The 25,981-nt window shown below is 71.5% G+C and carries 23 protein-coding genes; 9 read left to right on the top strand and 14 right to left on the bottom strand.

The features are described 5' to 3' along the window. Positions 1 to 120 precede the first annotated feature (120 nt). Genes ACFY1P_RS03290 through ACFY1P_RS03300 form a run of 3 tightly spaced genes read right to left on the bottom strand, consistent with a single transcriptional unit; the run spans position 121 to position 2,365 of the window. Positions 121 to 534: a RidA family protein gene (locus ACFY1P_RS03290; RefSeq protein ID WP_390749515.1), complete on the bottom strand. Its 414-nt coding sequence runs from the start codon at positions 532 to 534 to the stop codon at positions 121 to 123. Next, positions 531 to 1,292 (bottom strand): IclR family transcriptional regulator, encoded by a 762-nt coding sequence (locus ACFY1P_RS03295; protein WP_361523080.1) that lies wholly within the window; start codon positions 1,290 to 1,292, stop codon positions 531 to 533. The genes ACFY1P_RS03290 and ACFY1P_RS03295 overlap by 4 nt, the downstream gene beginning before the upstream one ends. Further along, on the bottom strand, positions 1,289 to 2,365 hold the full coding sequence (locus ACFY1P_RS03300) for a sugar kinase (protein WP_361523077.1): 1,077 nt from the start codon (positions 2,363 to 2,365) through the stop codon (positions 1,289 to 1,291). The genes ACFY1P_RS03295 and ACFY1P_RS03300 overlap by 4 nt, the downstream gene beginning before the upstream one ends. Before the next feature lie 162 nt (positions 2,366 to 2,527). Between ACFY1P_RS03300 and ACFY1P_RS03305 the strand changes: the two genes are divergently transcribed. The 4 genes from ACFY1P_RS03305 (at position 2,528) to ACFY1P_RS03320 (ending at position 7,540) form a co-directional block, all read left to right on the top strand. Next, the gene (locus ACFY1P_RS03305) at positions 2,528 to 3,808 is read left to right on the top strand and encodes an alanine racemase (protein ID WP_390749516.1); all 1,281 of its coding nucleotides are present in this window, start codon (positions 2,528 to 2,530) and stop codon (positions 3,806 to 3,808) included. Between the two features lie 323 nt (positions 3,809 to 4,131). Next, positions 4,132 to 5,736, top strand: coding sequence for an amidohydrolase family protein (locus ACFY1P_RS03310; protein WP_390749517.1), 1,605 nt, complete (start codon positions 4,132 to 4,134; stop codon positions 5,734 to 5,736). Positions 5,737 to 5,823: 87 nt separating this feature from the next. Beyond that, positions 5,824 to 7,035, top strand: coding sequence for a pyridoxal phosphate-dependent aminotransferase (locus tag ACFY1P_RS03315; RefSeq protein ID WP_361523067.1), 1,212 nt, complete (start codon positions 5,824 to 5,826; stop codon positions 7,033 to 7,035). Between the two features lie 82 nt (positions 7,036 to 7,117). Then, entirely contained in the window at positions 7,118 to 7,540 is a 423-nt protein-coding gene (locus tag ACFY1P_RS03320; RefSeq protein ID WP_361523064.1) for a hypothetical protein, read from the top strand. A gap of 22 nt (positions 7,541 to 7,562) precedes the next feature. On the opposite strand, the gene ACFY1P_RS03325 is transcribed toward ACFY1P_RS03320, so the two are convergent. The 4 genes from ACFY1P_RS03325 to ACFY1P_RS03340 all read right to left on the bottom strand — a co-directional run bounded on the left by ACFY1P_RS03325 (position 7,563) and on the right by ACFY1P_RS03340 (position 12,299). Further along, positions 7,563 to 7,763, bottom strand: a complete 201-nt coding sequence (locus ACFY1P_RS03325; protein WP_361523062.1) for a hypothetical protein — start codon at positions 7,761 to 7,763, stop codon at positions 7,563 to 7,565. Positions 7,764 to 7,795: 32 nt separating this feature from the next. Continuing rightward, positions 7,796 to 8,455, bottom strand: a complete 660-nt coding sequence (locus ACFY1P_RS03330) for a maleylpyruvate isomerase family mycothiol-dependent enzyme (RefSeq protein ID WP_390749518.1) — start codon at positions 8,453 to 8,455, stop codon at positions 7,796 to 7,798. Positions 8,456 to 8,555: 100 nt separating this feature from the next. Beyond that, on the bottom strand, positions 8,556 to 10,289 hold the full coding sequence (locus tag ACFY1P_RS03335; protein ID WP_390749519.1) for an Ig-like domain repeat protein: 1,734 nt from the start codon (positions 10,287 to 10,289) through the stop codon (positions 8,556 to 8,558). Positions 10,290 to 10,466: 177 nt separating this feature from the next. Next, positions 10,467 to 12,299 (bottom strand): phosphoenolpyruvate carboxykinase (GTP), encoded by a 1,833-nt coding sequence (locus tag ACFY1P_RS03340; RefSeq protein ID WP_390749520.1) that lies wholly within the window; start codon positions 12,297 to 12,299, stop codon positions 10,467 to 10,469. Positions 12,300 to 12,586: 287 nt separating this feature from the next. Here ACFY1P_RS03340 and ACFY1P_RS03345 point away from each other — a divergent pair, with 287 nt between their 5' ends. After that, positions 12,587 to 13,381, top strand: a complete 795-nt coding sequence (locus ACFY1P_RS03345) for a hemolysin III family protein (protein WP_361523051.1) — start codon at positions 12,587 to 12,589, stop codon at positions 13,379 to 13,381. Here the strand turns inward: ACFY1P_RS03345 and ACFY1P_RS03350 are convergent. Then, positions 13,313 to 13,591 (bottom strand): hypothetical protein, encoded by a 279-nt coding sequence (locus ACFY1P_RS03350; RefSeq protein WP_361523048.1) that lies wholly within the window; start codon positions 13,589 to 13,591, stop codon positions 13,313 to 13,315. The two genes, ACFY1P_RS03345 and ACFY1P_RS03350, sit on opposite strands and share 69 nt — an antisense overlap. A 167-nt stretch (positions 13,592 to 13,758) precedes the next feature. Here ACFY1P_RS03350 and ACFY1P_RS03355 point away from each other — a divergent pair, with 167 nt between their 5' ends. Further along, positions 13,759 to 14,400, top strand: a complete 642-nt coding sequence (locus tag ACFY1P_RS03355) for a TetR family transcriptional regulator (RefSeq protein ID WP_361523045.1) — start codon at positions 13,759 to 13,761, stop codon at positions 14,398 to 14,400. A 6-nt stretch (positions 14,401 to 14,406) separates the two neighbouring features. Here the strand turns inward: ACFY1P_RS03355 and ACFY1P_RS03360 are convergent, their stop codons facing one another. After that, positions 14,407 to 16,482, bottom strand: a complete 2,076-nt coding sequence (locus tag ACFY1P_RS03360) for a thioredoxin domain-containing protein (RefSeq protein WP_361523042.1) — start codon at positions 16,480 to 16,482, stop codon at positions 14,407 to 14,409. A 129-nt stretch (positions 16,483 to 16,611) separates the two neighbouring features. Between ACFY1P_RS03360 and ACFY1P_RS03365 the strand changes: the two genes are divergently transcribed. Beyond that, a complete protein-coding gene (locus ACFY1P_RS03365) occupies positions 16,612 to 19,896 on the top strand; it encodes a tetratricopeptide repeat protein (protein ID WP_390749548.1) in 3,285 nt (1,094 codons plus the stop codon). A 3-nt stretch (positions 19,897 to 19,899) separates the two neighbouring features. Here ACFY1P_RS03365 and ACFY1P_RS03370 read toward each other — a convergent pair whose 3' ends face one another. Then, the gene (locus tag ACFY1P_RS03370; protein ID WP_390749521.1) at positions 19,900 to 20,205 is read right to left on the bottom strand and encodes a hypothetical protein; all 306 of its coding nucleotides are present in this window, start codon (positions 20,203 to 20,205) and stop codon (positions 19,900 to 19,902) included. A 4-nt stretch (positions 20,206 to 20,209) separates the two neighbouring features. Further along, positions 20,210 to 21,079: a mycothiol conjugate amidase Mca gene (gene mca, locus ACFY1P_RS03375; RefSeq protein ID WP_361523039.1), complete on the bottom strand. Its 870-nt coding sequence runs from the start codon at positions 21,077 to 21,079 to the stop codon at positions 20,210 to 20,212. A 125-nt stretch (positions 21,080 to 21,204) separates the two neighbouring features. On the opposite strand from mca, the gene ACFY1P_RS03380 reads away from it, so the two are divergent. Both ACFY1P_RS03380 and greA read left to right on the top strand, forming a co-directional pair. Beyond that, the gene (locus tag ACFY1P_RS03380; protein WP_390749522.1) at positions 21,205 to 21,606 is read left to right on the top strand and encodes a DUF4307 domain-containing protein; all 402 of its coding nucleotides are present in this window, start codon (positions 21,205 to 21,207) and stop codon (positions 21,604 to 21,606) included. Positions 21,607 to 21,915: 309 nt separating this feature from the next. Next, positions 21,916 to 22,413: a transcription elongation factor GreA gene (greA, locus tag ACFY1P_RS03385; RefSeq protein WP_116213613.1), complete on the top strand. Its 498-nt coding sequence runs from the start codon at positions 21,916 to 21,918 to the stop codon at positions 22,411 to 22,413. Positions 22,414 to 22,539: 126 nt separating this feature from the next. Here greA and ACFY1P_RS03390 read toward each other — a convergent pair whose 3' ends face one another. The 3 genes from ACFY1P_RS03390 to ilvA all read right to left on the bottom strand — a co-directional run bounded on the left by ACFY1P_RS03390 (position 22,540) and on the right by ilvA (position 25,698). Next, entirely contained in the window at positions 22,540 to 23,400 is an 861-nt protein-coding gene (locus ACFY1P_RS03390; protein ID WP_361523034.1) for an ABC transporter permease, read from the bottom strand. Then, positions 23,397 to 24,374, bottom strand: coding sequence for an ATP-binding cassette domain-containing protein (locus ACFY1P_RS03395; RefSeq protein ID WP_390749523.1), 978 nt, complete (start codon positions 24,372 to 24,374; stop codon positions 23,397 to 23,399). Before ACFY1P_RS03395 ends, ACFY1P_RS03390 begins: the two co-directional genes overlap by 4 nt. A gap of 103 nt (positions 24,375 to 24,477) precedes the next feature. After that, entirely contained in the window at positions 24,478 to 25,698 is a 1,221-nt protein-coding gene (gene ilvA / locus ACFY1P_RS03400) for a threonine ammonia-lyase (RefSeq protein ID WP_361523113.1), read from the bottom strand. Positions 25,699 to 25,981: the final 283 nt, after the last annotated feature.

Raw genomic sequence — 25,981 nt, forward strand, 5'->3', positions numbered from 1 at the left:
GACGGCAACGGGCGTGCAGGTTCGGGGGCTGGGGCAGCGCCCCAGTTTCGGGAAGGGGCGGGGTGGGGAAAAAGCCCGCCGCAGGCGCCACGCACCCCCACCCCCGACGCCCCGAACCCCTCAGCCCAGAACCGCCAGCGCGTCCATCTCGATCAGGAGATCGCCCGGCAGACCGACGTACACCGTCGTACGAGCCGACGGCACGGACTTCAGATCGGCGAAGTACTCGTTGTAGATCGCGTTCATCTCGTCGAACTGCCCCGGATCCGTCAGGTAGACGCGAAGCATGAGGACGTCCTCCCACGCCGCCCCGCCCGCCTCCAGGATCGCCTTCACATTGGCCAGAGTCTGGAGCGTCTGCTCGCGCAGCGTCGGACCCGCCGGCACCGGCTCCTCGCCCTCCGCGGCGGGCAGGAAGCCGACCTGGCCGGCGACCTGGAGGATGTTGCCCTTCTTCACGCCGTGCGAGAACTTCGCGGGCGGCGCGCTGTGCCCGGCAGGGGTGATCGCTGTCTTCTCGAGCTTCTCGGTCATGTCTTCTCCTTGGGTGTGGTGTTTCCGGAGAACTCCGCGCTGATCGCGTCGGCGGCGCGGCGCAACAGCGGGAGCAGGCCGAGGAGTTCCTCGGCGGATACGACGACGTTGGGAGCGGAGATCGAGCACGCGGCGACCACCCGGCCGTCGGTGCCCCGGACCGGCGCCCCGACGCAGTTGATGGACTCCTCGTGGCCGCCGAGGTCGGTGGCCCACCCCTGCGCGCGCACGGTCGCGAGTTCCTTGAGGTAGGCGGCCGCGTTCGGCGTCGAACGGGCGGTGTACGCGGGGTAGTCGAGCCGCTCGACGACAGCGCGGCGCTCCGGTTCCGGCAGGTCGGCGAGGAGCAGCTTGGCGACGGCGGCGACGGTGATCGCGACGGGCTTGCCGACGCGGGAGTACATCCGTACGGGGTACCGGCTCTCGACCTTGTCGATGTAGAGGACCTCGTTGTCCTCCAGGACGGCGAGGTGCACCGTGTGGCCGCAGCGCTCGTTGAGGGCGACGAGGTGCGGGTGGGCGATCTCGCGTACGTCGAGGCTCTCCACGGCCTGCTGGGCGAGGGCGAAGAGGCGGGCGCCGAGGCGGTACCGCTGGTCCTGCTGGCGGTAGACGAACCCGTGCTCGTGCAGGGTGCGCAGCAGCCGCAGGGCGGTCGACTTGTGGACGTCCAGCCGCCGCGCGACCTGTTCGAGGTTGGCGGGGCCCTCGGCGAGCAGCGGCAGGATCGTGAGGGCGCGGTCGACGGTCTGGCTCATACGGCGGTGCCTTCTTCCACGCTGACGCTCCGGCCGGTCCAGCCGGGGCCGAGTCGCAGTCTTCCCCATCCGGCGTCGTCGAGGGCGACGAGGCGGTCGGCGTACGCGCGCCCCGGCGGCACACCGAGGTCACCGGGGACGGTCAGCGCGGCGGCGGCCGTCAGGTGCGCGTACCGGACGCGTGCTTCCAGGGTCAGCCCGCGCAGCGTGCCGGAGAGGAAGCCCGCGGCGAAGGCGTCGCCCGCGCCGACGGGTGTGACGACATCGACGCGCAGGGCGGGCACGCTGACGACGTGGTCGGTGGGTCCGGGCGACGTGCCGTCGGTGCGGCGAAGGGACGCGTACGCCACCGCCGCACCGGCTCCTCGCTTCACCACCAGGACCGACGGTTCCGGCAGAAAGGCGCGCACCGCGTCGGGCCCCTTCAGGCCCCACACCGCCTCTGCCTCGTCCTCCCCGACGAAGACGACGTCGGAGCCCCGGGCGAGCTCGGCGAGCACCCCGCCGGCCGGTGTCTTCCACAGTCCCGCGCGGTAGTTCACGTCGAAGGACACCGGCGGCCGGCCGTCCCGCCGCCCTGTGAGCTCGCGCATGAGGGCGAGGCAGTCCGCGGACAGCGCGGCCGTGATCCCGGACAGATGAAGGATCCGTCCGGACCACACGTCCGCGGCCGGTACCGATGCCGGGGACATCGCCGAAGCGGCGGACCCGGCCCGGTAGTAGACCACCTCCGACGCGCCCGCCCCGGGCAGCCCGTCCACCGCCCGCTCGCCCGCCGTACGGAAGTAGACGCCGGTCGGCCGCTGGGGATCGCGCTGGACGCGGGTGACGTCGACGCCGTACGCGGCGATCGCCTCCACCACGTGATCCCCGAAGCCGTCCGTGCCGACCCGGCCGACCCATCGTGCGCGGTGTCCGGCGGCGGCGAGGGCGCAGGCGACGTTCGACTCGGCGCCGCCGATGCCGCGTTCGAAGGCCGGTACGTCGGCGAGGCGGCCGGGCCGCGTGGGGTGGAAGGTGACCATGGACTCACCGAGGCAGACCACGTCCGGTTCCGCGAAGTCGGCAGTCACACGATCCCCCTCGATCCGTGTTTGTGCGCACTGTGTCACGGTCTCCCCGGGGGCCCGGCGAACCGTTGACCCGGCGCTTGCCGGGATGTTAGACAGCGGCAAGCGTTATACGCAATGGAAGTTGCACATACTGCAATGCCGTCATCACAGCCTGGAGGCTCCATGGCCGCCGCCGGAGACGCCCTCGCCCGCCTGGCCGAGGAGCGCGTCGACCACCGATTCAAGGGCCTGCCGCCGGACGCCGAGGGCCTGACGGTCGGCGAACTGGCGGCGGAGCGCCGTTCGCTGTTCACCGGTGGCTTCACCACGCCCGTGCTCGCCCTCTCCGCCGAGGCGCTCGACCACAACCTCGCGCTCATGGAGCGCTGGTCCGCCGAGCACGGCCTCGCCTTCGCGCCCCACGGCAAGACCTCTCTCGCCCCGCAGCTGCTGGAGCGCCAGCTGGAGCACGGCGCCTGGGGGATCACGGCCGCCGTGCCCACCCAGGTGCGTGTGTACCGCGCCTTCGGCATCCAGCGCGTCTTCCTCGCCAACGAGGTCGTGGACGCGGCAGCCCTGCGCTGGCTGGCCGCCGAGCTCGCCGCCGACCCGGACTTCCGCCTGGTCACGTACGTCGACTCCGTACGCGGCGTCGAGCTGATGGACGCCGCCCTGCGCGCGGCCGGCGCGACCCGCCGCCTGGACGTCGTCGTCGAACTGGGCGCCGAGGGCGGCCGTACGGGCATCCGCACCGAGGCCGACGGCACCGCCGTCGCCGACGCCGTGGCGGCCACGGAAACGCTGCGCCTGGTGGGCGTCGCGGGCTACGAGGCGGAGATCCCGGACGCCGACGGCGACCTCGTACGCGCCTGGCTGCGGCGGATGACCGCGATGGCGGTGGAGTTCGACAAGGCGGGCCGGTTCGCGGGCGTGGAGGAGATCGTCGTCAGCGCCGGCGGCAGCGCGTGGTTCGACGCGGTGGCCGAGGTCTTCGGCGAGCTCCCGCCGCTGTCCGCACCGGTGTTGAAGCTGCTGCGCTCCGGGGCGTACGTCACGCACGACGACGGCTCGTACCGCCGCAAGACGCCGTTCAACCGCCACCCCCAAGAGGGCACCCTGCGCCCCGCCTTCCGCCTCTGGGCCCAGGTCGTCTCCCGCCCCGAGCCGGGCCGCGCCTACCTCAACGCGGGTAAGCGCGACGCGGCGTACGACCTCGACCTGCCCCAGCCCCAGGTCGTCCGCTCCGCCCGCGACGGCTCACTGCGCCCCGCGACCGGCATGACCGTGGTGGGGCTCGCCGACCAGCACGCTTTCGTCTCCCTGCCGGAGGGGGCGGAGCTGGAGGTCGGTGACTGGGTGGGGCTCGGTCTTTCGCATCCCTGCACGGTTTTCGACAAGTGGCAGCTCATTCCGTTGGCGGCGGAGTCGGGAGTGGTGACGGATTACGTCCGCACGTTCTTCTGAGCGGTGGAGGACGCCTGCGGCGGGCTTTTCTCTCCCCAACCCCGCCCCTTCCCGAAACTGGGGCGCTGCCCCAGACCCCGATGTGCGGGTCCGTCGGCTGACGCACAGCGCCTGCGGCGCTCGTCCTCAAACGCCGGACGGGCTGAAATTGCGCACCCACATCAGCCAATTCAGCCCGTCCGGCGTTTGAGGACACCGCGCGAAGCGCGGTCAGGGGTCTGGGGCGAAGCCCCAGTTTCGGGAAGGGGCGGGATTGGGGAACAAAGCGCCGCAGGCACCGGCCGGGGGAACAAACCCCCCCGCCACAACGAAAGGCGTATCCCATGGACCTCCTCATCCAGAACGCCGCCATCATCGACGGCACAGGAACCCCCGCCTACAAAGCCGACATCACCCTCTCCGAAGGCCGCATCAAGGAAATCCACCCCGAGGGAAAACCCCACCGCCCCACTTCCCCCCGCACCCTCGACGTCGACGGCCTCGCGCTGGCGCCCGGGTTCATCGACATGCACGCCCACTCCGACCTCGCCCTGCTCCAGGACCCCGCGCACACCGCGAAGGCCGCGCAGGGCGTCACCCTCGAAGTCATAGGGCAGGACGGCCTCTCGTACGCGCCCGTCGACGACCGCACGCTCGCGGAGGTCCGCACGCAGATCACCGGGTGGAACGGTGACGGGGACGGCATCGACTTCGACTGGCGCACAGTGGGCGAATACCTCGACCGCCTCGACCGCCAGGGCACGGCCGTCAACGCCGCCTACCTCGTGCCCCAGGGCACGGTCCGCGCGATGGCGGTCGGCTGGGAGGACCGTCCGGCCTCTCCCGCCGAGACCGAGCGGATGAAGCGGCTCGTGGCGGAAGGGCTGGAGCAGGGTGCGGTGGGGCTTTCCTCCGGGCTCACCTATACACCCGGAATGTATGCGACCGACGCAGAACTGACCGAGCTGTGCCGGGTCGTGGCCGCGTACGGCGGCTACTACTGCCCCCACCACCGCTCGTACGGCGCGGGCGCCCTCGCCGCGTACGAGGAGATGATCACCCTCACGCGGGACGTGGGATGCGCGCTGCACCTGGCGCACGCCGCCATGAACTTCGAGGTCAACAAGGGCCGCGCGCCCGAGCTGTTGGCCCTCCTCGACAAGGCGCTCGCCGAGGGCGCGGACATCACGCTGGACACCTATCCGTACACCCCCGGCTGCACCACGCTCGCCGCGATGCTGCCGAGCTGGGCGAGCGAGGGCGGCCCGGAGGCGACGCTCGCGCGGCTGCGGGACGACGCGGCCGCCGAGCGGATCCGGCATGCGATGGAGGCCGTGGGCGCGGACGGCTGCCATGGCGTCCCGATCGACTGGGACAGCGTCGAGATCTCCGGGGTCACGGATCCGGCGCTGGGCGACCACGTCGGCCACACCGTCGCCGCCACGGCCCGGCTGCGCGGTGAGGAGCCGTGGACGACGGCGCGCCGGCTGCTGATCGCCGACCGGCTGGGGCCGACGATCCTCCAGCACGTGGGGCACGAGGAGAACGTCCGGGCGATCATGCGGCACCGCGTGCACACGGCGGGCAGCGACGGGATCCTGCACGGCAGCAAGCCGCATCCGCGGGCGTACGGGACGTTCCCGCACTACCTCGGCCACTACGTGCGCGAGCTCGGGGTGCTGTCGCTGGAGGAGTGCGTGGCGCATCTCACGTCGCGCCCGGCGGCGCGGTTGAGGCTGCCCGACAGGGGGCTCGTGCGGGAGGGATACCGCGCGGACCTCGTCCTCTTCGATCCGGGGGCGATCTCCGCCGGCGCCACTTTCGAAGCCCCGAGGACGCTTCCGACCGGCATTCCTTTTGTCCTGATTGACGGGCGCTTTGTAATGGAAGACGGCAGGCGCACGGATGTGATCGCGGGGCGCACGGTCCGGCGCACGCCGGTCGCGTGATCCAGGGCGCGGCGGGGCCGCCCGGGGCGGACCCGGGCGGCGTTAAAGCGCGCGCGACCCCGTTTACGCCCCCGTAAGGTGGCCGTCATGCAGGTGATCCAGTCAACGAAGCTCGCCAACGTCTGCTACGAAATCCGTGGCCCGGTGCTCGAGGAGGCAATGCGGCTGGAAGCGGCAGGTCACCGCATCCTCAAGCTCAACACCGGCAACCCCGCGATCTTCGGCTTCGAGTGCCCGCCCGAGATCCTCGAGGACATGCTGCGCAACGTCGGCGACGCGCACGGTTACGGCGACGCGAAGGGCCTGCTGTCCGCGCGGCGCGCGGTGGTGCAGCACTACGAGACCAAGGGCGTCGAGCTGTCCGTCGAGGACGTCTATCTCGGCAACGGCGTCTCGGAGCTGATCCAGATGTCGATGCAGGCGCTGCTCGACGACGGCGACGAGGTGCTCGTGCCGGCCCCGGACTATCCGCTGTGGACGGCGTCGGTCTCGCTGGCCGGCGGCACGGCCGTGCACTACCGCTGCGACGAGCAGTCGGACTGGATGCCCGATCTCGCCGACATCGAGCGCAAGGTCACCGACCGCACCAAGGCCATCGTCATCATCAACCCCAACAACCCCACAGGTGCGGTCTACGACGACGAGATGCTGCGCGGGCTGACGGAGATCGCCCGCCGCCACAATCTGATCGTCTGCTCCGACGAGATCTACGACAAGATCCTCTACGACGGCGTGACGCACACCCCGACCGCCGCCATCGCGCCGGACCTGCTGACGCTCACCTTCAACGGCCTCTCCAAGGCGTACCGCGTCGCGGGCTACCGCAGCGGCTGGCTGGCGGTCTGCGGCCCGAAGGCGCACGCCGAGAGCTATATCGAGGGCCTGACGATCCTGGCCAACATGCGACTGTGCGCCAACATGCCCGCGCAGTACGCCGTGGCCACGGCGCTCGGCGGGCGGCAGACCATCAAGGACCTGGTGCTGCCGGGCGGCCGGCTGCTGGAGCAGCGCGACGTCGCCCACGACCTGCTGACGCAGATCCCGGGTGTGACGTGCGTGAAGCCGAAGGGCGCGCTGTACGCGTTCCCGCGGCTCGACCCGAAGGTCTACAAGATCAAGGACGACCGGCAGATGGTGCTGGACCTGCTGCGGGCCGAGAAGATCATGGTGGTGCACGGCACGGGCTTCAACTGGCCGGAGCCGGACCACTTCCGCCTGGTCACCCTGCCGAACGCCACGGACCTGGCGGACGCCGTGACCCGGATCGGGACCTTCCTGGACGGTTACAGCCAGCCATAGTCCACACTGGATCTGTAAGCGAAACAACTTTAGACGCCGTCTAAGTTAGGATGGCCTTCTCAGCGAACGCAGGAGGCCATCCATGTACGAACCGATCCGCACGAAGTCGGTCCACACGATGGCCGAGCCGTGCCGAAGGACCCGCGCGCCGCGGCGCTCCCGCGAGGAGGAGCTGGACATCAGGCTCGCGGGCCACCTGACCGCGCTCCTCACCGTGACGGACGAGCTCCGCGCGCTCACCCCCTCGCCCGGGCTGGACGAGGCGGCGCAGCGCCTGGCCGACCGGATCACGGCCCTGAGCGCCGGCCGCGCGCCGCTGCGGGCGACCCCGACGGCGGGCGGCGCCGCGCCGTCCCGGGTGGCCGCCCTCCACCAGCGCGCCCACACCCTCGCCGGGCAGGCCCTGGTCGTGGCGACGTCCCGCGCGGACGCCCCGGGCACGGAACTGGCGGCCGAGCGCCTGCGCGCCCACGCGGCAGCGCTGGGCATCGCGGACGCGGGGTGAACGACCCCGCCGGGTGCGGGAGTCAGCGCTCCTCGGAGGCGCTCGGGAACATCAGCTTCGCGCTGCCGCTTATCATGCCCAGCACCGCCAGCCCCAGGCCGAAGCGCAGCAACTTCAAGCTGCCCTCCCACTCGTGCGGTTCGCCGAAGACGATCCAGAGGCCAAGGACCACTCCGGCGACGAGCGTGGCAAGGGCGCAGACGCGATACAGGACGAGACTCATGCGCTCATGATCTCAGCCGTCGCGCGCCCGGGTCAGAAAATATTCAGCTCTTCCGGCTGCGCTCCGGTCAGTTCGAAGTGCGCGCCGTTCAGGGGCCGTCCCGCGTAGAGACGGATCAGGGTCGGTACGTCGGTGACGAGCCGGGCGGGTGCCCGCTGTGGATCCGGTGCGCCGAGGACGAGCGGCTCCGCCCGGTCGGTCAGCTCGGCGTGCACCGAGGGGGCCTCGCGGACGCGGGTGGCGAAGGCGAGCAGGCCGAACACCGCGTCGTCGGAGGCGGCGTACGCGCCCGGTTCCCCGAGGGTGTCGCGGACGTCTCCCGCGTGCACCCACTCCCCGAGGGCGACGAGGCCGAGCCTCCGGTTCTCGTGTGCGGCGATCACGGGTCCGGCCTCGGTCATGGCGGATTCGAGCTCGTCCACCAGCCGTTCCAGCGGCCACGCGTCGCGCTCCGCCACGTCGGCGGCGTTGGAGGCGGGCGAGAACACGCCGGGCTCCAGCCTGTCCTCGATGATGCGGGCGAGCGCGGCCTGGCAGTGCGCGAGCACCTGCCGCACGGTCCAGTCCGGGCAGCCCGCGGTGCGGAGCTCGAAGGCATCCGGCGCGGTACGGCGCAGGAGCGGGATGAAGGCGTCGCGCTCGGCGATCAACAGGCGCTGCGGCAGGCCCTTGTCGCGTATGTCGTCGGTCATGGCAGCAAGAGTGACATGGCGTCATCTGGCGGTTGACGCGGCCCCGATGGCGTACGGCCCACCCGCCCCCGAGGCGAGTGGGCCGTACGGCTCCGCCCGGTCAGCCGCGGAGGCCGACCTTCACGGTGGCCGACGCCGAGGAGCCCTCGTGCGAACCGCCGCCGTTCCAGGTGACGGTGTACGTCGTGGAACCTGCCGTCCAGGGCGTGTCGACGACGTGGAACGTGCCGTCGGCGGCGACCGGCGCCGTGCCCAGCATCTTCGTGCCGAGCGGCGTCTCGCGGACCACGGTCACGAGCTGCCCGTCCGGGATCCGCGCGCCGTTCGACGTCAGCTTCCCGGTGAAGTCCAGCGTGTGGCCGATGCGGGAGCGCTCGGGCGCGGCGAGGGTGACGGCCGTGCCCGCCTTGGCCACCTCGACGGTGAGAGTGGCGTCCTTGGCGGGCCGGTGCGCGGCGTCACCCGCGAAGGAGACGGTGTACGTGGCGCTGCCGACGCGGGAGGGCGTGTCCTCGACGGTGAACGTGCCGTCCTCCGCGACCGTCGCCGGGGCCAGCGTGTGCTTGCCGTCGGCGTCCTCGCGCACGGCGGTGACCTTCACGGGCGCGGCTCCGTCCCGCTCCAGCCGGCCGTTGATCTTCAACTGGGCGCCGACGACGGGCTTCTGGGTGCCGGTCGCGAGCTCACCGGCGAAACGTGCGTCGCGCATCGGCTGCGGGTCGTGCAGGACGCGCAGCCAGTAGCCGCGGTGTCCGGCGTCGGTCGTGACGGCGAAGAGCGTGCGACCGCCCTCGCCCCACGCGAGGCCGCGCTGGGCCACCTCGTCGCCCTGGTCGGTGCCGTCGAAGGCGAAGGCGCGCTGCTGGGTGCCGGTGGCGGGGTCGGCGTTCTGCACGAGGAGGTCGGCACCGCCGCCGGGGGTGGCCGCGCCGCGGGCGACGTACGCGCCGTCACCGCTGAAGGCCACCGCGGTGGGCACCGCCCCGTCGGCGGGCTGGTAGCCGGGCGCGGCGTCGGAGAGGTCGGAGGTGTTCAGCAGGCGGTGCCCGCCCTTGGCATCGGCGACCGCCAGCCGGGTGCCGTCGGGGGTGAACGCCATGTCCTTGAGGTCGAGTCCCGCGGCGGAGGAGCCCAGCGCGAAGAACCGCTGACGCTCGATCTTGATCTTCTCGCCGGAGACGTCGAGGAGGTAGAGCGCCGGGTTGGGGTTGGCGCGGGTGGCGTCCGTGCCCAGGACCATCTTGCCGGGCAGCTTGGGCGAAGTGGCGATGCGCATGGGGCCGTTGATGGCGTACTTGAAGTCCCGCTCGTGGGTCTCGTTGTCCGCCGGCCCCTTGACGTTCCACAGCTCGAAGTCGCCGTCGGCGCAGCTCTGGCCGGAAGAGTGCTGCTGGGTGTACCAGAGCTTGTCGCCGGACAGGGCGATCTGCCGGTCGCAGCCCGCCCACGGGAAGTAGTTCTTGATCTTCTTGGTGAGCGTCGCGGTGTCGTACTCGTAGACCCCGCCGTACACGGCGACGTACAGGCTCCGCCCGTCCGCGCCGAGCGTCATCCCGGTGGCCGACGCGACGTCGTCCAGCGTCTTGACCAGCTCGCCCCGGAAGTTGTAGACGAGCAGCTTCTCGGCGGCGGTGCCGGAGTTGCTGCTCTCCGTGATGAAGACGTGCTGGTTGGCCTCGTCGACCACCATCTGGCCGTACGACCTGACCGGCAGCTTCGTCACCGTGTCGGCGGCGGGGCCCGGGTCGGCCTGCGCGGGTGCGGCCAGGGTGAGCGCGGCGGCGCCGAGCGCCAGGACGAGCGGGACGGAGGTGGAGCGTCTGAAAAGCGACATGACGAAAAAGCCCCCCACAGGCAGACGTGCGTGCCATTGGCCTTATTTCCGGACACGCTTACCGGAAATGTAACAGCATGCAGGGGACACTGATCTTCTGGCGGTCTGTCAGATGTGCGGTGAGGGGGGCCGCATGGTGGCGGTGGCCCGCCCCGGAAGCCCGGGGCGGGCGGGACATCAGCCCAGGCGCTTGACCAGGGCGCGGTACTCGTCCCACAGCTCCTTCGGGGTGTGGTCACCGAAGGTGTTGAGGTGCTCGGGGATCAGGGACGCCTCCTCACGCCAGACGTCCTTGTCGACGCTGAGCAGGAAGTCCAGGTCGGCGTCGTCGAGGTCGAGACCGGCGGTGTCCAGCGCGGACTTCGTCGGCAGGATGCCGATCGGCGTCTCGACGCCCTCGGCCGTGCCGTCCAGGCGCTCGACGATCCACTTCAGGACCCGGCTGTTCTCGCCGAAGCCCGGCCACACGAACCGGCCCTCCGCGTCCCTGCGGAACCAGTTCACGTAGTAGATCTTCGGCAGCTTGGCGGCGGCACCCTTCCGCGCGGCGTCCCGGCCGACCTCGAGCCAGTGGCCCATGTAGTCGCCCATGTTGTACCCGCAGAAGGGGAGCATGGCGAAGGGGTCGCGGCGCAGCTCGCCGACCTTGCCCTCGGCGGCGGCGGTCTTCTCGGAGGCGACGTTGGCCCCGAGGAAGACGCCGTGCTGCCAGTCGAAGGACTCGGTGACCAGCGGGACGGCCGAGGCGCGGCGGCCGCCGAAGAGGATCGCGGAGATCGGGACGCCCTTGGGGTCCTCCCACTCGGGCGCGATGATCGGGCACTGCGAGGCGGGCACGGTGAAGCGGGCGTTGGGGTGGGCGGCCGGGGTCCCGGAGGCCGGGGTCCAGTCGTTGCCCTTCCAGTCGGTGAGGTGCGCGGGCTGCTCCTCGGTCATGCCCTCCCACCAGACGTCGTTGTCGTCGGTGAGGGCGACGTTGGTGAAGACGGAGTTGCCCCACATGGTCTTCATGGCGTTGGCGTTGGTGTGCTCGCCGGTGCCGGGCGCGACGCCGAAGAATCCGGCCTCGGGGTTGATGGCGTAGAGGCGGCCGTCGTCACCGAAGCGCATCCAGGCGATGTCGTCGCCGATGGTCTCCACCGTCCAGCCGGAGACGGTGGGCTCCAGCATGGCGAGGTTGGTCTTGCCGCAGGCCGAGGGGAAGGCGGCGGCGACGTACTTCGACTCGCCCTGCGGCGGGGTCAGCTTGAGGATGAGCATGTGCTCGGCCAGCCAGCCCTCGTCGCGCGCCATGACGGAGGCGATGCGCAGGGCGTAACACTTCTTGCCCAGCAGGGCGTTGCCGCCGTAGCCGGAGCCGAAGGACCAGATCTCGCGGTCCTCGGGGAAGTGCGAGATGTACTTCGTGGTGTTGCACGGCCACGGCACGTCGGCCTCACCCTCGGCGAGCGGGGCACCGAGCGTGTGGACGGCCTTGACGAAGAAGCCGTCGGTGCCGAGCTCGTCGAGCACGGCCTGGCCCATGCGGGTCATGGTGCGCATCGACACGGCGACGTAGGCGGAGTCGGTGATCTCGACGCCGATCGCGGACAGCGGCGAGCCGAGCGGGCCCATGCAGAACGGCACGACGTACATCGTGCGGCCGCGCATCGAGCCCCGGAAGATGCCCTGCTCACCGGCGAAGATCTCCCGCATCTCGGCGGGGGCCTTCCAGTGGTTGGTCGGGCCGGCGTCCTCCTCCTTCTCGGAGCAGATGAACGTGCGGTCCTCGACGCGGGCCACGTCGCTGGGGTCGGAGGCGGCGTAGTACGAGTTGGGGCGCTTGACCGGGTCAAGCTTCCTGAACGTGCCCTTGGCGACGAGCTCCTCGCACAGGCGCTCGTACTCGGCTTCGGAACCGTCGCACCAGACCACCCGGTCCGGCTCCGTGAGGGCGGCGATCTCGTCGACCCAGGAGATCAGCTCCTGGTGGTTGGTGAGGGTGGTGGGAGCCGCATTGCTGCGCGCCACGATCGCTCCGTCCCGCCGGAAACCACGCTGCCCCGGCGTAGAAGTTGAGGGTTGACGGGCCAGGCCGCGGCAGCTGCTCCGACGGCGCGGTCCGCTTCTTTGGATGTTCCCTGGATGGATTGCCCCTTGGGGGCTGCGACCCAGACGCTTCGTGACCGCTCATCCGGTGCCGCCCGCACTCATTTGATCATCCGACTCGGATTCCGTTCTGTCCAGGGGGCACCCCCGTGACCATCGCCACGTGATACTGATCCGTAACTTACGGTTGCGTAGGTAGCATGGCGGCCATGACTTCCGCGCCCGACGCAGCGCCTCCCGCGCGCCCCGCCTCCGCCGGCGCAGCGGCCGCCGCACCCCCTGCCGCACCCTCCGCTTCCGACGGGCCGACAGCGGCCGCGACGGCCGTCGCGGCGTCCGCCGACGGCACGCCCGACTCCTCCGCCGCCCCCGTCAAGCCGCGGCTGCGCGGCTGGCTGCACGCCGGGATGTTCCCCGCCGTGCTGATCTCCGGCGTCTTCCTGACCGCGCTCGCCGACAGCACCCGCGGCCGGATCGCCTGCGCGGTCTACGTGCTCTCCGCATGCCTGCTCTTCGGCATCAGCGCGCTCTACCACCGCGGGAACTGGAGCCCACGCGCCAACGCCGTGCTCCGCCGCCTCGACCACGCCAACATCTTCCTGATCATCGCGGGCACCTACACCCCGCTGACCATGCTGCTCGTCCCCGGCGGCCGGGGGCAGGTGCTGCTGTGGGCGGTGTGGGCGGCGGCGGCCGCGGGCATCGCCTTCCGCGTCTTCTGGGTCGGCGCGCCGCGCTGGCTCTACACCCCCTGTTACATCGCCATGGGCTGGGCCGCCGTCTTCTTCCTCCCCGACTTCCTGCGCACGGGCGGCATCGCGGTGCTCATCTGCGTGATCGTCGGCGGCCTCCTCTACAGTGCGGGCGGCGTGATCTACGGGATCAAGCGCCCCAATCCGTCGCCGCGCTGGTTCGGCTTCCACGAGGTCTTCCATTCACTGACGCTGGCGGCCTTCGTCGTCCACTACGTGGGCATCTCGCTCGTCGCCTATTCGCACGCCTGAGCGTCCCCGGGCGGGGCGCGCGGCGCGCACCGCACCCGCCGCACCCAGTGGCCGTGGCCTCGATGCCACGGCCACTCGCCATGTCAGGCCACCGACGCCGGCCAGCACCACCAGCAGCACGGCGAGCTCGCCGACGATCACATAGCCCCCGACGCACAGCGCTCCCGTCAGCACGGCGAGCAGCTTCATCACGGCCAGCACGGCCGCCACCCCCTTCACTTCCTCACTGATTCCACCCCTGCCCAGCACCCAGCGTCACATACCCCACTGACAATCAACGTGGCATCAAAGATCCACAGCGATGGACAGCCACTCCTTTCCCGCCCGCCCCGGCCGGTCCGCCGCCCGCGCCCACGCTGTGGTCCCCGGGAATGCCGATGCCCGAGAATGCAGGCATGGCCCCCGCGAACACCTCGTCCGCCGTGCCGTCCGAGCCCCGGCTCGGGCTGCGTGAGCGGAAGAAGATCCAGACCCGTCAGGCGATCCGCCGCGCCGCCTACCTGCTCTTCGAGCGGCAGGGGTACGACGCGACCCCGATCGACCGGATCGCCGAGGCCGCGGACGTCTCCCCCAGCACCGTCTTCCGCTACTTCCCCACCAAGGAGGACATCGTCCTCTCGGACGAGTACGACCCGGTGATGGAGGCCGCCATCCGGGCCCGGCCCGCCGAGGAGCCCCCGGTCGAGGCCATCCGGCAAGGCGTCCTGGAGGCCATGCGCCACATCATGGACAACGACATCGCCGAGCTCAGGCAGCGCACCAGGCTCGTGCGCGAAGTGCCCTCCCTGCGCGGCCGGCAGGCCGAGGGCATGGGCCGGACGGCCCGGATGCTGTGCTCCGTCCTCGCCGAACGCTCCGGGCGCGACGCGGACGACATGGAGCTGCGGGTCGTCACCAGCGCGATCCTCGGAGCGATGCACGAGGCCCTCATGTACTGGGTCGAACAGGACCAGCGGGAAGACCTCATCACGCTCATCACCCGCACCCTGGACGTCCTGGACCGCGGCCTCACCCTCTGACGGCCCTCACGCCTCCCCCGCCAGACGCTCCCCCAGCACCTCCGGATCGCTCGTCGGCGCCTCACAGGTGAAGGCACGGCACACATAGGCGGCCGGGCGGCCGTCGAGCAGCGTCCGGTGCGCCAGCAACGGCACCTCGGCGCCCGCCGCGTCACCGTCCGCGGGCGGGGCGCCGACCGCCACGGCCAGCCCCGGCGCGGTGGACAGCAGGGCCGTACGGTGCAGTTCACGGGTGGCCGGATGGTCCTCCGGGCCGACGACCGCGACCTCCCGCGGCCCGTCGAGCAGCGCCTCTGCGACCGCCAGCCCCCAGCTGATGAAGCGCGGCGCACGCGGCCCCAGCGCCCGTACGACACCGAGCGCGCGCTCCGCCGCCTCCCGGTGCGCGCCGCTGCCGGTGTACGCGGCGTAGGTCAGCAGCGCGCCGCAGGCGGCGGTCCAGCCGGAGGGGGTGGCGGTGTCGGTGGGGTCCTGCGGGCGGCGGATGAGCGTCTCGGCGTCGTCGGCGGTGTCGAAGAGACTGCCGTCCGCACCGGTGAAGTGGATCAGCACGGTGTCCAGCAGCAGCCCCGCGAAGTCGACCCAGACGCCCTCGCCGGTGACCGCGCTGAGCGCCAGGAAGCCCTCGGCGACATCCGCGTAGTCCTCCAGGACACCCGCGTGGGTGCCCGCCGTCCCGTCCAGGGAGGTGCGGAACAGCCGCGCGTGCCAGTCCATGTGGGTGCGCACGAGCAGGTCGGCGGCGTCCGTCGCGGCCTGGACGAGATCCGGGCGGTCGAAATACGCGCCGGTCTCGGCGAGCGCGGCGATGGCCAGGCCGTTCCACGCGGCCACGACCTTGTCGTCACGGCCGGGCCGGGGCCGCTGCTCGCGCGCCGCCAGCAGCCTGGCCCGCACCGACGCGAGCTTCCCGGCGTCGAAGAGCTGCTCGCGGTCGGGCAGTTGCAGGACGGAGGCGCCCTCCTCGAAGGTGCCCTCCTCGGTGACACCGAAGTGGGCGGCCGCGAGCAGCGCGTCCTCCTCGCCCAGGACCTCCCGCAGCCGCGCGGGGGTCCAGACGTAGAACGCCCCTTCCGCGTGTGCGCCGGAACCGTCGGCCACCGCGCTGTCCGCGTCCAGCGCGGACGCGAAACCGCCCTGGTCGGTGCGCATTTCACGGACGAGGAAGTCGGCGGTCTCCAGGGCCACGCGCCGCGCGAGGTCCGATCCCGTCGCCCGCCACAGGTGCGCGTAGACGCGGCACAGCAGGGCGTTGTCGTAGAGCATCTTCTCGAAGTGCGGCACCGTCCAGGTGGCGTCCACCGCGTACCGCGCGAAGCCGCCGCCGAGCTGGTCGTAGATCCCGCCGCGCGCCATCGCCTCGCAGGTGGCCTGCACCATCTGGAGGGCGGCCTCGGAGCCCGTGCGGGCGTGGTGGCGCAGCAGGAATTCCAGGGTCATGGACGGCGGGAACTTCGGCGCGCCGCCGAACCCGCCGCGCACGGCGTCGAATTCCCTGGTCAGGCCCATCAGCGCCTGGTGGAGGTCCTCGGCGGCGGGCGGGTGCGCGCCGTCCTTCCCCTCGGCCATGCCGAGGGTGAGGGTGCGTTCGGACAGGTCACGGACGATCCGGCCCGCGACCTGCCCGACCTCCGCGCGGCGGTCCGCCCACGCGGCCCGTACGCCCTCCAGGACCTGGGGGAACGACGCGGAGCCGTGCCGGGGCGCGGGCGGGAAGTAGGTGCCGAAGTAGAAGGGCTCGGCCTCGGGGGTGAGGAAGACGGTCATGGGCCAGCCGCCGTGGCCGGTGGCGGCCTGGACGGCCTCCATGTACACGGCGTCGATGTCGGGCCGCTCCTCGCGGTCCACCTTCACGGAGACGAAGTGCTCGTTGAGGAAACGGGCGGTCTCCGTGTCCTCGAAGGACTCATGAGCCATCACATGACACCAGTGACAACTCGAATACCCGACGCTCAGCAGCACGGGCACATCGCGGCGCCGCGCCTCCTCGAATGCCTCGGGCGACCACGGCCACCAGTCGACCGGGTTCTCGGCGTGCTGGAGGAGGTAGGGGGACGTCTCATGCGCCAGGCGGTTCGGCATGTCCCCCATCCTTCCCCAAGTGGACCCGATGATGAGTTATCCACAGGGCTGCCGGAAATCTCGCCGAGACGGAAGACTTGGGACACGGAGCGCTTGAGCACAGAGCGATCGCTGGTGGAGGGGGAAACCATGGCGGGAGTGCGGGCCGTTCTGAAGGACAGTCACCGTACGGAAGTCGAGGGCCTGCTGGGGCGGATGGTGGAGGAGGAGGTCCGCCATTCGGGTGGGGCCGCCGATGGTGCGGCCCTGCTGCGCCGCGCGAAGGCGGAGCTCGACGCGATAGCGGCCAGGGCCACCGAGGAGTACGAGGCGTATGTGCGCGCGCTCGACGAGGAGGCCGCGGCCCGGCGGCCGCTGACGGCCGGTCTCACCCGTTCGGCGCTGGCCACCCCGGCGCTGGTCACCGCGGTGACCGCGGTCGCGGCGGCCGTCGCCGACCTCGGCTACGGCACGTCGTCGGGCACGGCGCTGGGCGCGGGCGTCACGGTGGCGGCGGCGGGTTCGGCGACCACGGTGCTCAAGCTGACCGCCGGGCACTGGCCGGCCGCGCACCGGCGGGCCGGACTGCGGGGGCAGCCCGGCGGGGCGCAGCAGTTGAGGCTGGCGTGGCTGACGGCGGTCGAGGTGCGCGGGGTGCGGCCGTTCCTGGATCAGCAGCGGATGCTGTCGGCGGCGACGCGTGCGGGCGGCGGCGGGCGGACGACGGGGCGGCCCGGCGCGGACGGCACGGGCCGGGGCCCGGTGCTGCGCGGCGCGGACCGCAGCGCGGCCGCCCGGCGGCGCAGCGTGCTGGAGCACTCCTTCGACCACATCCCGGAAGCGGTGGGCCCTTTCGCGGGCCGTCGTGAGCACCTCGCGCGGATCACCCAGTGGGTGCAGCAGGCACGGGCGAGCACGGAGACCAGGCCGACGGTGGTGGTCCTGCACGGGCCGCCGGGCGCGGGGCGCTCCACGCTCGCGGTCCGTGCCGCGCACCATCTGCGCGATCAGTTCCGCGGTGCGTGCGTGGTGGATCTGCGCGGCGAGTCCGAGGAACCGCCGCTGCCGACCCGGGACGCGCTGCTGCACCTGCTCAACCGGCTCGGCGCCCCGCGGGACCAGTTGCTCTTCCGCGAGCGGTCCTCCCACGAGCAGCAGCTCAAACGGCTCTCGGAGCTCTATCACCAGCACCTGACGGGACTGCCGGTGACGGTGGTGCTGGACGACGCCTCCGACGCGGAGCAGGTCCGCACCCTGATCCCCGAGCGGTCCGAGAGCCTGATCCTGGTCACGGCGCGGGCCCCGCTGGCCCTGCCGCCCGGCCTGGACGCGTGGGTGCACGAGCTGCCGGTCGGCCCGCTGGACGGGGCGGGCGCGGAGGAGCTCCTGCGGGCGGCGTCCGAGGAGCCGCAGGCCGTTCCGTACGACGAGAAGGCCCTGGCGCGGGTGCGTGAGCTGTGCGGTGGGCTGCCGCTGGCCCTGCGGGTGGCGGGTTCCGCCCTGGGCGGGCGCGCGCCGCACCTGCTGGCCGCGGAGCTCGCGGCGTCCGGGCAGGACGACCCGGTGGAGCGCGTGCTGTGGCTGCGCTATATCGACCAGAGCGACAGCGCCCGGGAGTTGCTGCGGCGGATGGCGCTGGCGGGCCGGGCGTCACTGGGCGCGGCCGCGGCAGCGGCGCTGCTCGCGCAGGACGAGCGGGAGGCCGGGCGGGAGCTGGCGGCGCTGGCCCGCGCGGGGCTGATCGAGCAGGTCCGCGCCGGCCGGTATCGGATGCACGACCTGGTGCGGTCCTTCGCGCACGCGCGGCTGCACGAGGAGGAGGGCCCGGCCGAGCTGAGCGCGGCGCAGGAGCGGCTGATCCGCAGCTATGCGGAGCTGGCGGACTCCGTGATCCGGATGGTCGACGGCAAGACCTCCACGCGCGCCGACATCTTCGTCAAGGGCGCGGCCGGCGGGCACGGCTTCACCTCGCTGGACGCGGCGCTGCGCTGGCTGGACGACGAATCGAGCTTCATCACCGCAGCCCTGCGGCACACCGAGGGCGTCGACCAGGCGGCGGTGCTGCACCTGCTGGGCGCGCTGTGCGACTACTGCCTGCTGCGCGGCGACCTCTACCGCCTGGGTGAGCTGAGCGAGCTGACCCAGGAGGCCGACCGTGGCCTGCTGGTCCGCTCGGTGCAGTGGCGCACGGGCATCGCGGCCCGGCAGCTGGGCGAGCTGGACACCTCGCGTACGACGCTCTCGTCCGTCGTGGATCTGTATTTCGACGCCCAGCACCCGGCGGGCGCCGCGCGGGCCCTGCGCGATCTGGGCGTCACGCTCCAGCACCAGGGCCAGCTGCGGGAGGCGACGGAGAAGCTGCGGGAGGCGCTCGCCCTCCAGGGCGGGCGGGAGCTGAGCGGGGACCGGGCGTGGACTCTGCACGCGCTGGCCGCCGTGGAGCGCGACCGCGGCGGGATAGCGCCGGCACTGGAGCTGCTGACCGAGGCACTGGAGCTGCACCGGGAGAGCGAGAGCCTGCACGGGCAGGCGTGGGCGCACTTCCAGCTGGGCCAGGTGCGGCTGCGGATGGGCCAGGTCGGGCGGGCCGAGGCCGACTTCCGCGAGGCCCAGGAGCTCTACTGCCGCACGCAGGACGGCCGCGGCGAGGCATGGGCGCTGACCCAGCTGGCGCGGGCCCGGCTGGTGGCCGGTGACCCGGGCCCGGCGGTGGAGCAGCTGGACCGCGCGGCGACCCGGCACCGGGAGAACGACGACGCCCGCGGCGAGGCCTGGTCGCTGTATTACCTGGGCCTGTCGCTGGAGGAGAGCGGCGACCGGGCGGCGGCCCTGCGCGCGCTGGAGCGGGCGCGCACCATGTTCAACCGGATGAGGGACGCCTACGGCCTGGCCTGCGCCCGGCACCACGCGGCGCGGTTGACCCGTGACCAGCGGGCGACCCAGACGGGGAATCTGCGCAACAGCGGTTTCGCCCGGCAGCTGTTCCAGGAGGCGCGGACGGATTTCCAGCGGCTGGGCGTGCCGCACGGGGAGGCGTGGTCGTGCGTGGAGCTGGCCGTCGTCGACGCGGGCAACGGCCGCGCCGGGGCCGCGCTGGAGCTGGTGGCGGAGGCGGAGCGGCTGTTCTCGGGGTACGACGACCGGCGGGGCGCGGCCTGGGCCCGGTTCCTGCGGTGCACGCTGCTGCCGTTCGCCTCGCCCGGCGGCTCGGTGGTGGGCACGGCGGTGGCGCAGGAGGAGCTGGAGGTTCTGCGGCGGGAGCTGCGGTCCGCGGACTGGGCGACGGATCCCGCGCTGGAGGACTGCGCGGAGGCGTACGCCCTGCTGCTGGAGCGCGGTGTCGAGCCGGAAGCGGGATGGCAGGCATGGCGGCTCGGCATGGTGCCGGGCCGCCGTGCCCGGGAGGTCATGGCGGTGCTGTCCCGTGACAGCTGACCGTCAGCTCTCGGCGGCGTCGCCGCCCTTGTCGCCGCCCTTGTCGCCACCCTTGGCCCCACCGCGGGCCGCCGGGGCCGAAGCGGATGCCGGGGCCGCGGCCATCGCGGCCGCGCCCTCCGGGATCTCCTCGAAGGCGACCTTCTTCATGTGCTTGTTCATGCTCTTCATCAGCATCCACACGGCGGCGCCGAGGAGAGCGAAGACGATGAAGCCGAGCACGCCGGGGGTGACCTTGTTCTTGTCGAGGTCATCGGCTGCGAGCGGCACGAAGTGGGTGGCGGCGAGGGAGACAGTCGCGCTCATCATGGGGTCAATTGTTGCGGATGCCCGCGAAGAGGTCGTCCTCGGGGAGGGATGTCCCGACGAGAGACTTCGCCAGCTCGTATTCCTCGGTGGGCCAGACCTCCCGCTGGAGGTCCAGCGGCACCCGGAACCAGCCGCCGTCGGGGTCGATCTGCGTGGCGTGCGCGATCAGCGCCTTGTCGCGGATCTCGAAGAAGTCACCACAGGGCACATAGGTGGTCAGGGTCCGCTCGCGGCCCATCTTGTGCCACCGCTCCAGCCACTCGCCGTACGGGGACTCCAAGCCCCGCGCCAGGAGCGCCTCGTGGAGGGCGAGGGTGCGCGGCCGGTTGAAGCCCTGGTTGTAGTAGAGCTTCAGCGGCTGCCAGGGCTCGCCGGCCTCGGGGTAGCGCTCGGGGTCACCCGCCGCCTCAAAGGCCACCATCGAGATCTTGTGGGTCATGATGTGGTCGGGGTGCGGATAGCCGCCGTTCTCGTCGTACGTGGTGATCACGTGTGGGCGGAACTCACGGATGAGCTTCACCAGCGCGCCGGCCGCCTCGTCGACGTCCTGGAGCGCGAAGCAGCCCTCGGGCAGCGGGGGCAGCGGGTCGCCCTCGGGCAGCCCGGAGTCCACGAAGCCCAGCCACTCCTGCTTCACGCCGAGGATGTCGCGCGCCTCGTCCATCTCCTTGGCGCGGACCTCGTGGATGTGCTCCTCGATATAGGGGTCGCCCTGAAGCTTGGGGTTGAGGATGGAGCCGCGCTCACCACCCGTGCAGGTCGCGACCAGCACGTCCACCCCCTCGGACACGTACTTGGCCATCGTGGCCGCGCCCTTGCTCGACTCGTCGTCGGGGTGGGCGTGCACGGCCATCAGTCGCAGCTGCTCAGTCAAGGCTTGATCCTCAGTCACTGGTCATGGCCCGTCTTATCGGTGTTTCGGGGCGCCTCCTATAGTGACCGAAGAGGGAGACGTTTCATTCCGGACGACGGAGCCGGTCCCCGGGCAGGAGGAAGACCATGGCTGCGGCGCGCGAGGGACTCCCCGAGGGCCGTTACGGCCGGTCGGCCGACCGGCGTGCGGACCGCCAGCTCAAGATCGTCGGTGCGGTGCTGGGTACGGCGCTGGCCGGCCTGCTCATCTGGTTCGGTGTGCATTACGTCACCAAGACGGATGTCAGCGCGCAGCTGATCCGCTCCAAGCCCATGTCGGACACCACCGTGCAGGCGGTGCTCGAGGTCCGCAAGGGCAAGAACGACGTCGGCGTGTGCACCCTGCGTTCGCTGGGCAGCGACGGCTCCGAGGTCGGCCGGATGGACGTCCGGCTGGACCGCGGCGAGGAGCACTTCACCGAGCGGGTCACGATGCGCACCACCCAGCACGCGGCCGCCACCGAGCTCGAGGGCTGCACGAGCAAGTAGCTCCGCGGCCGGCCGCCGCGGGCACGGTGCCGGGCGGGGTGCCGGGCGCGTCGCCGGGCGGGGCGTCGTACGCCGCGGGTCCGGGACACGGCGTGGCCGCCAGGGCGGCCACGGCCCCTGAGACCCTCTTTGACCTGCGTTGACGCGTTTCTTGCGCGGTTCCTCCCCGCAGCTTCTTCCCCCTTTCCGGACCTAATTGTTAGGCTCGTGGTTTCGCCCACCTTTGAAGGTGCACCCTTCTGAGTAGGGCGTTCATTTGTATCCCCGATGTATCCCCAAGTTTTTCCCCAGTACCGACGAGGAGCACCTGTGACCCAGACCAGCGACAACGTCACCTGGCTGACTCAGGAGGCGTACGACCAGCTCAAGGCCGAGCTGGAGTACCTGTCTGGTCCCGCTCGCACCGAGATCGCGATGAAGATCGCGGCGGCCCGCGAGGAGGGTGACCTGCGAGAGAACGGCGGTTACCACGCGGCCAAGGAGGAGCAGGGCAAGCAGGAGCTCCGTGTGCGCCAGCTCACCCAGCTGCTGGAGAACGCCAAGGTCGGCGAGGCTCCGGCGGCGGACGGCATGGTCGCTCCCGGCATGGTCGTCACCATCGCCTTCGACGGCGACCCGGACGACACCCTGGACTTCCTGCTGGCCTCCCGGGAGTACGCGAGCTCGGACATCGAGACCTACTCCCCGCAGTCCCCGCTGGGCACCGGCGTGAACGGCAAGAAGATCGGCGCCGACGCGGAGTACGAGCTGCCCAACGGCCGCAAGGCCAAGGTCCGCATCCTGGACGCCAAGCCGTACCAGGGCTGAGCCCGCTCGGAAGGGCCCCGGATCCTCGAGGATCCGGGGCCCTTCGCATGCCGCGGGCCGCGCACCCCGCTCACAGGCCGCGTCTTCGGCGGGGCCTCGAACTTCGGGGCCTCGAACAGCGGGGCCTCAGGCCGTGGCCGAGCGGTACTTCCGCACCGACAGGGTCCGGAAGACCACGATGATCACCACCGACCAGATCAGCGAGGCCCACACCGGGTGCTGCATCGGCCACGCGGACGGCACCGGATAGCCGTCCGGCAGATTGCCGAAGAGCCGCCTGGCCGCCTGCACGGTCGCGCTGAAGGGGTTCCACTCGGCGATGTCGCGCAGCACGGTGGGCATGTTGTCGGACGGCACGAACGCGTTCGAGATGAAGGTCAGCGGGAAGAGCCAGATCAGCCCGCCCGAGGTGGCCGCCTCCGGGGTGCGCACGGACAGCCCGATCAGGGCGCCGATCCAGGAGAAGGCGTATCCGAGCAGGAGCAGCAGGGCGAAGCCCGCCACCGCCTTGGGGATGCCCGCGTGCGTCCGCCACCCCACGATCACCGCGACGACCGCCAGCACCACCAGCGTCAGCGCGGTCTGCACCAGATCGGCGAGCGTGCGGCCGGTGAGCACGGCCCCGCGGGCCATGGGCAGGGAGCGGAAGCGGTCGATGAGGCCCTTGTGCATGTCGTCGGCGATGCCCGCGCCCGCGCCCGCCGTGGCGAATGTCACGGTCTGGGCAAAGATGCCCGCCATGAGGAACTGGCGGTAGGCCGACGGGTCGGTGTTGCCGCCGACGGCGATCGAGCCGCCGAAGACGTAGCTGAACAGCACCACGAACATGATCGGCTGGATCAGCCCGAAGATGACCACCTCCGGGATCCGCGCCATCCGGATCAGATTGCGCCTGGCGACGACCAGGGAGTCGCGCACGGACTGGCCGACGCCACCGAGCGCCCCGGGCGTCACGGGCCTGGCAGCGGCGCCGCTGAGGGTACTCACGAGGCCGCCTCCTTCCTTTCCTGCTCCTCGTCGGACACGGCTGCGTGCCCGGTGAGCGAGATGAAGACGTCGTCGAGGGTCGGGCGGCGCAGCGCGATGTCGTCGATCTCGATGCCGCGCCCGTCGAGCTCTCTGATGACCTCGGCGAGCAGTTTCGCGCCGCCGGAGACCGGGGCGGTGACCTTGCGGGTGTGTGCCTCGATCTTGGAGTCGCCCTTGCCGAAGCCGCGCAGCACTTCGTCGGCGACGGTGATGTGCTCGGGCGCGTGCACGACGACCTCGACGCGCTCGCCGCCCGTGCGGGCCTTGAGCTCGTCGGAGGTGCCGCGCGCGATGACCCGGCCGTGGTCGACCACCGCGATGTCGTGCGCGAGGTGGTCGGCCTCCTCCAGATACTGCGTGGTGAGCAGCAGGGTCGTGCCTCCGGCGACGAGCTCCTGGATGACCTCCCACAGCTGCTGCCGGTTGCGCGGGTCGAGGCCGGTGGTCGGCTCGTCCATGAACATCACGGGCGGGCTGACCACCAGGGCCGCGGCGAGGTCGAGACGGCGGCGCATGCCACCGGAATACGTCTTGGCGATGCGGTCCGCGGCATCACCGAGATTGAAGCGCTCCAGCAATTCCCCTGCACGCACTTTCGCATCACGGGAACTCATCTGGTAAAGCTGACCCACCATGCGCAAATTCTCACGGCCCGTCAGATATTCGTCGACGGCGGCGAATTGGCCGGAGAGACCGATGGCGCGGCGGACCTCGTTGGGTTTCTTCAGTACGTCGATGCCCGCCACCACAGCCGTTCCCCGGTCGGGCTTGATGAGGGTGGTGAGCACGCGTACGGCGGTGGTCTTGCCGGCGCCGTTGGGGCCGAGCAGTCCTAGAACGGTTCCTTCCGGTACGTCGAGATCGACGCCGTCCAGAGCCCTGACATCGCCGAAAGTCTTGACCAGGCCTTCGGCAAAAATAGCGCCTGGCATGGAGGTTCTCCCCGTTTGGATGACGTATTACGCGATTTTACGTTCGCCGTAGTCATTCCGCCCCGTGAATGAACCTCCTCCGTGAATGAACCTCCTCACCGGATCAGTCCATGACGAGATATCCCGCGTCCCGCAAGGCCGCCGAGACCTCGGAACAGTGTTCCGGCCCCTTGGTCTCCAGGTGCAACTCCACTTCCGCCTCGGTGAGCCCAAGCCGCGGATCGGTCCGCACGTGGCTCACGTCGAGGACGTTGGCGTCGACCTCCGAGAGCACCTCCAGGAGCGCGGCCAGCGCGCCTGGCCGGTCCGTCAGCCGCAGTCGCAGGGACAGATAGCGGCCCGCCGCCGCCATGCCGTGCCGCAGGATGCGCTGCATCAGCAGCGGGTCCACATTGCCGCCGGACAGCACCGCGACCACGGGCCCCTCGAACGAGCCGGGGTCCGAGAGCAGCGCCGCCACCGGGCTCGCCCCGGCCGGCTCCACCACCAGCTTCGCCCGCTCCAGGCAGAGCAGCAGCGCGCTGGACAGCTCGTCCTCGGAGACCGTACGGACCTCGTCCACCAGCTCCGCGACGATCCGGAACGGCACCTCGCCGGGGCGGCCCACCTTGATGCCGTCCGCCATCGTCACCGGCGCCTCGACCGACACCGGGTGCCCCGCGGCCAGCGAGGGCGGGTAGGCGGCCGCGCCCGCGGCCTGCACGCCCACGATCCGCACGTCGGGCCGCAGCGCCTTCACCGCCACCGCGATGCCCGCGGCCAGCCCGCCACCGCCGATGCCCACCACGATCGTGCGGACCTCGGGGCACTGCTCCAGGATCTCCAGGCCCACCGTGCCCTGGCCCGCGATGACGTCCGGGTGGTCGAAGGGGTGGATGAAGACCGCGCCGGTCGCCCGCGCGTATTCCTGCGCCGCCCGCATCGTCTCGTCGACGATCTGCCCGTACAGACGCACCTCCGCGCCGTACTCCCGGGTCGCGGCGACCTTCGGCAGGGGCGCGCCCTCCGGCATGAACACCGTGGAGCGCACGCCCAGGAGCGCGGCGGCCAGGGCCACGCCCTGCGCATGGTTGCCCGCGCTGGCGGCCACCACGCCCGCCGCGCGCTCCTGTTCGGAGAGCCCCGCGATGCGCGCGTACGCGCCGCGCACCTTGAAGGAACCGGTCCGCTGGAGGTTCTCGCACTTCAGATGGACCGGCGCCCCGACCAGGCCGGACAGGAAACGACTGCCCTCCAGCACGGTCGTCCGGGCCACCCCGGAGAGCATCTTCTGGGCGTCGCGCACCTCGTCGAGCGTGACGGAGGGCAGGGACGTGCCGGACATCGGCGGAAGCGCCCCCGGCAGGGCGGATACGTCGGACTTGGGAGACGCCCGGAGGCCGTCCTCGTCACCAACTCGTGCAGCCATGCCGCCCAGTCTCGCAGCTCGCACCTGTGACGACCGCCGCAGGAGGGATACAGCGCGACATACCGGCACGGCGTACGGCGAGGCGTACGGGACCACGCAAGCGCCGCATACCGAGCGGTTTGCCAAGGCCCCGTACGAGCGCCCTTCCGGCCGCGTACTCTGTCCCCCAATCCTCAGCGATTCCCTGCCCGCCGCACGA

Source organism: Streptomyces sp. NPDC001407, assembly GCF_042895325.1.
GTDB lineage: Bacteria > Actinomycetota > Actinomycetes > Streptomycetales > Streptomycetaceae > Streptomyces.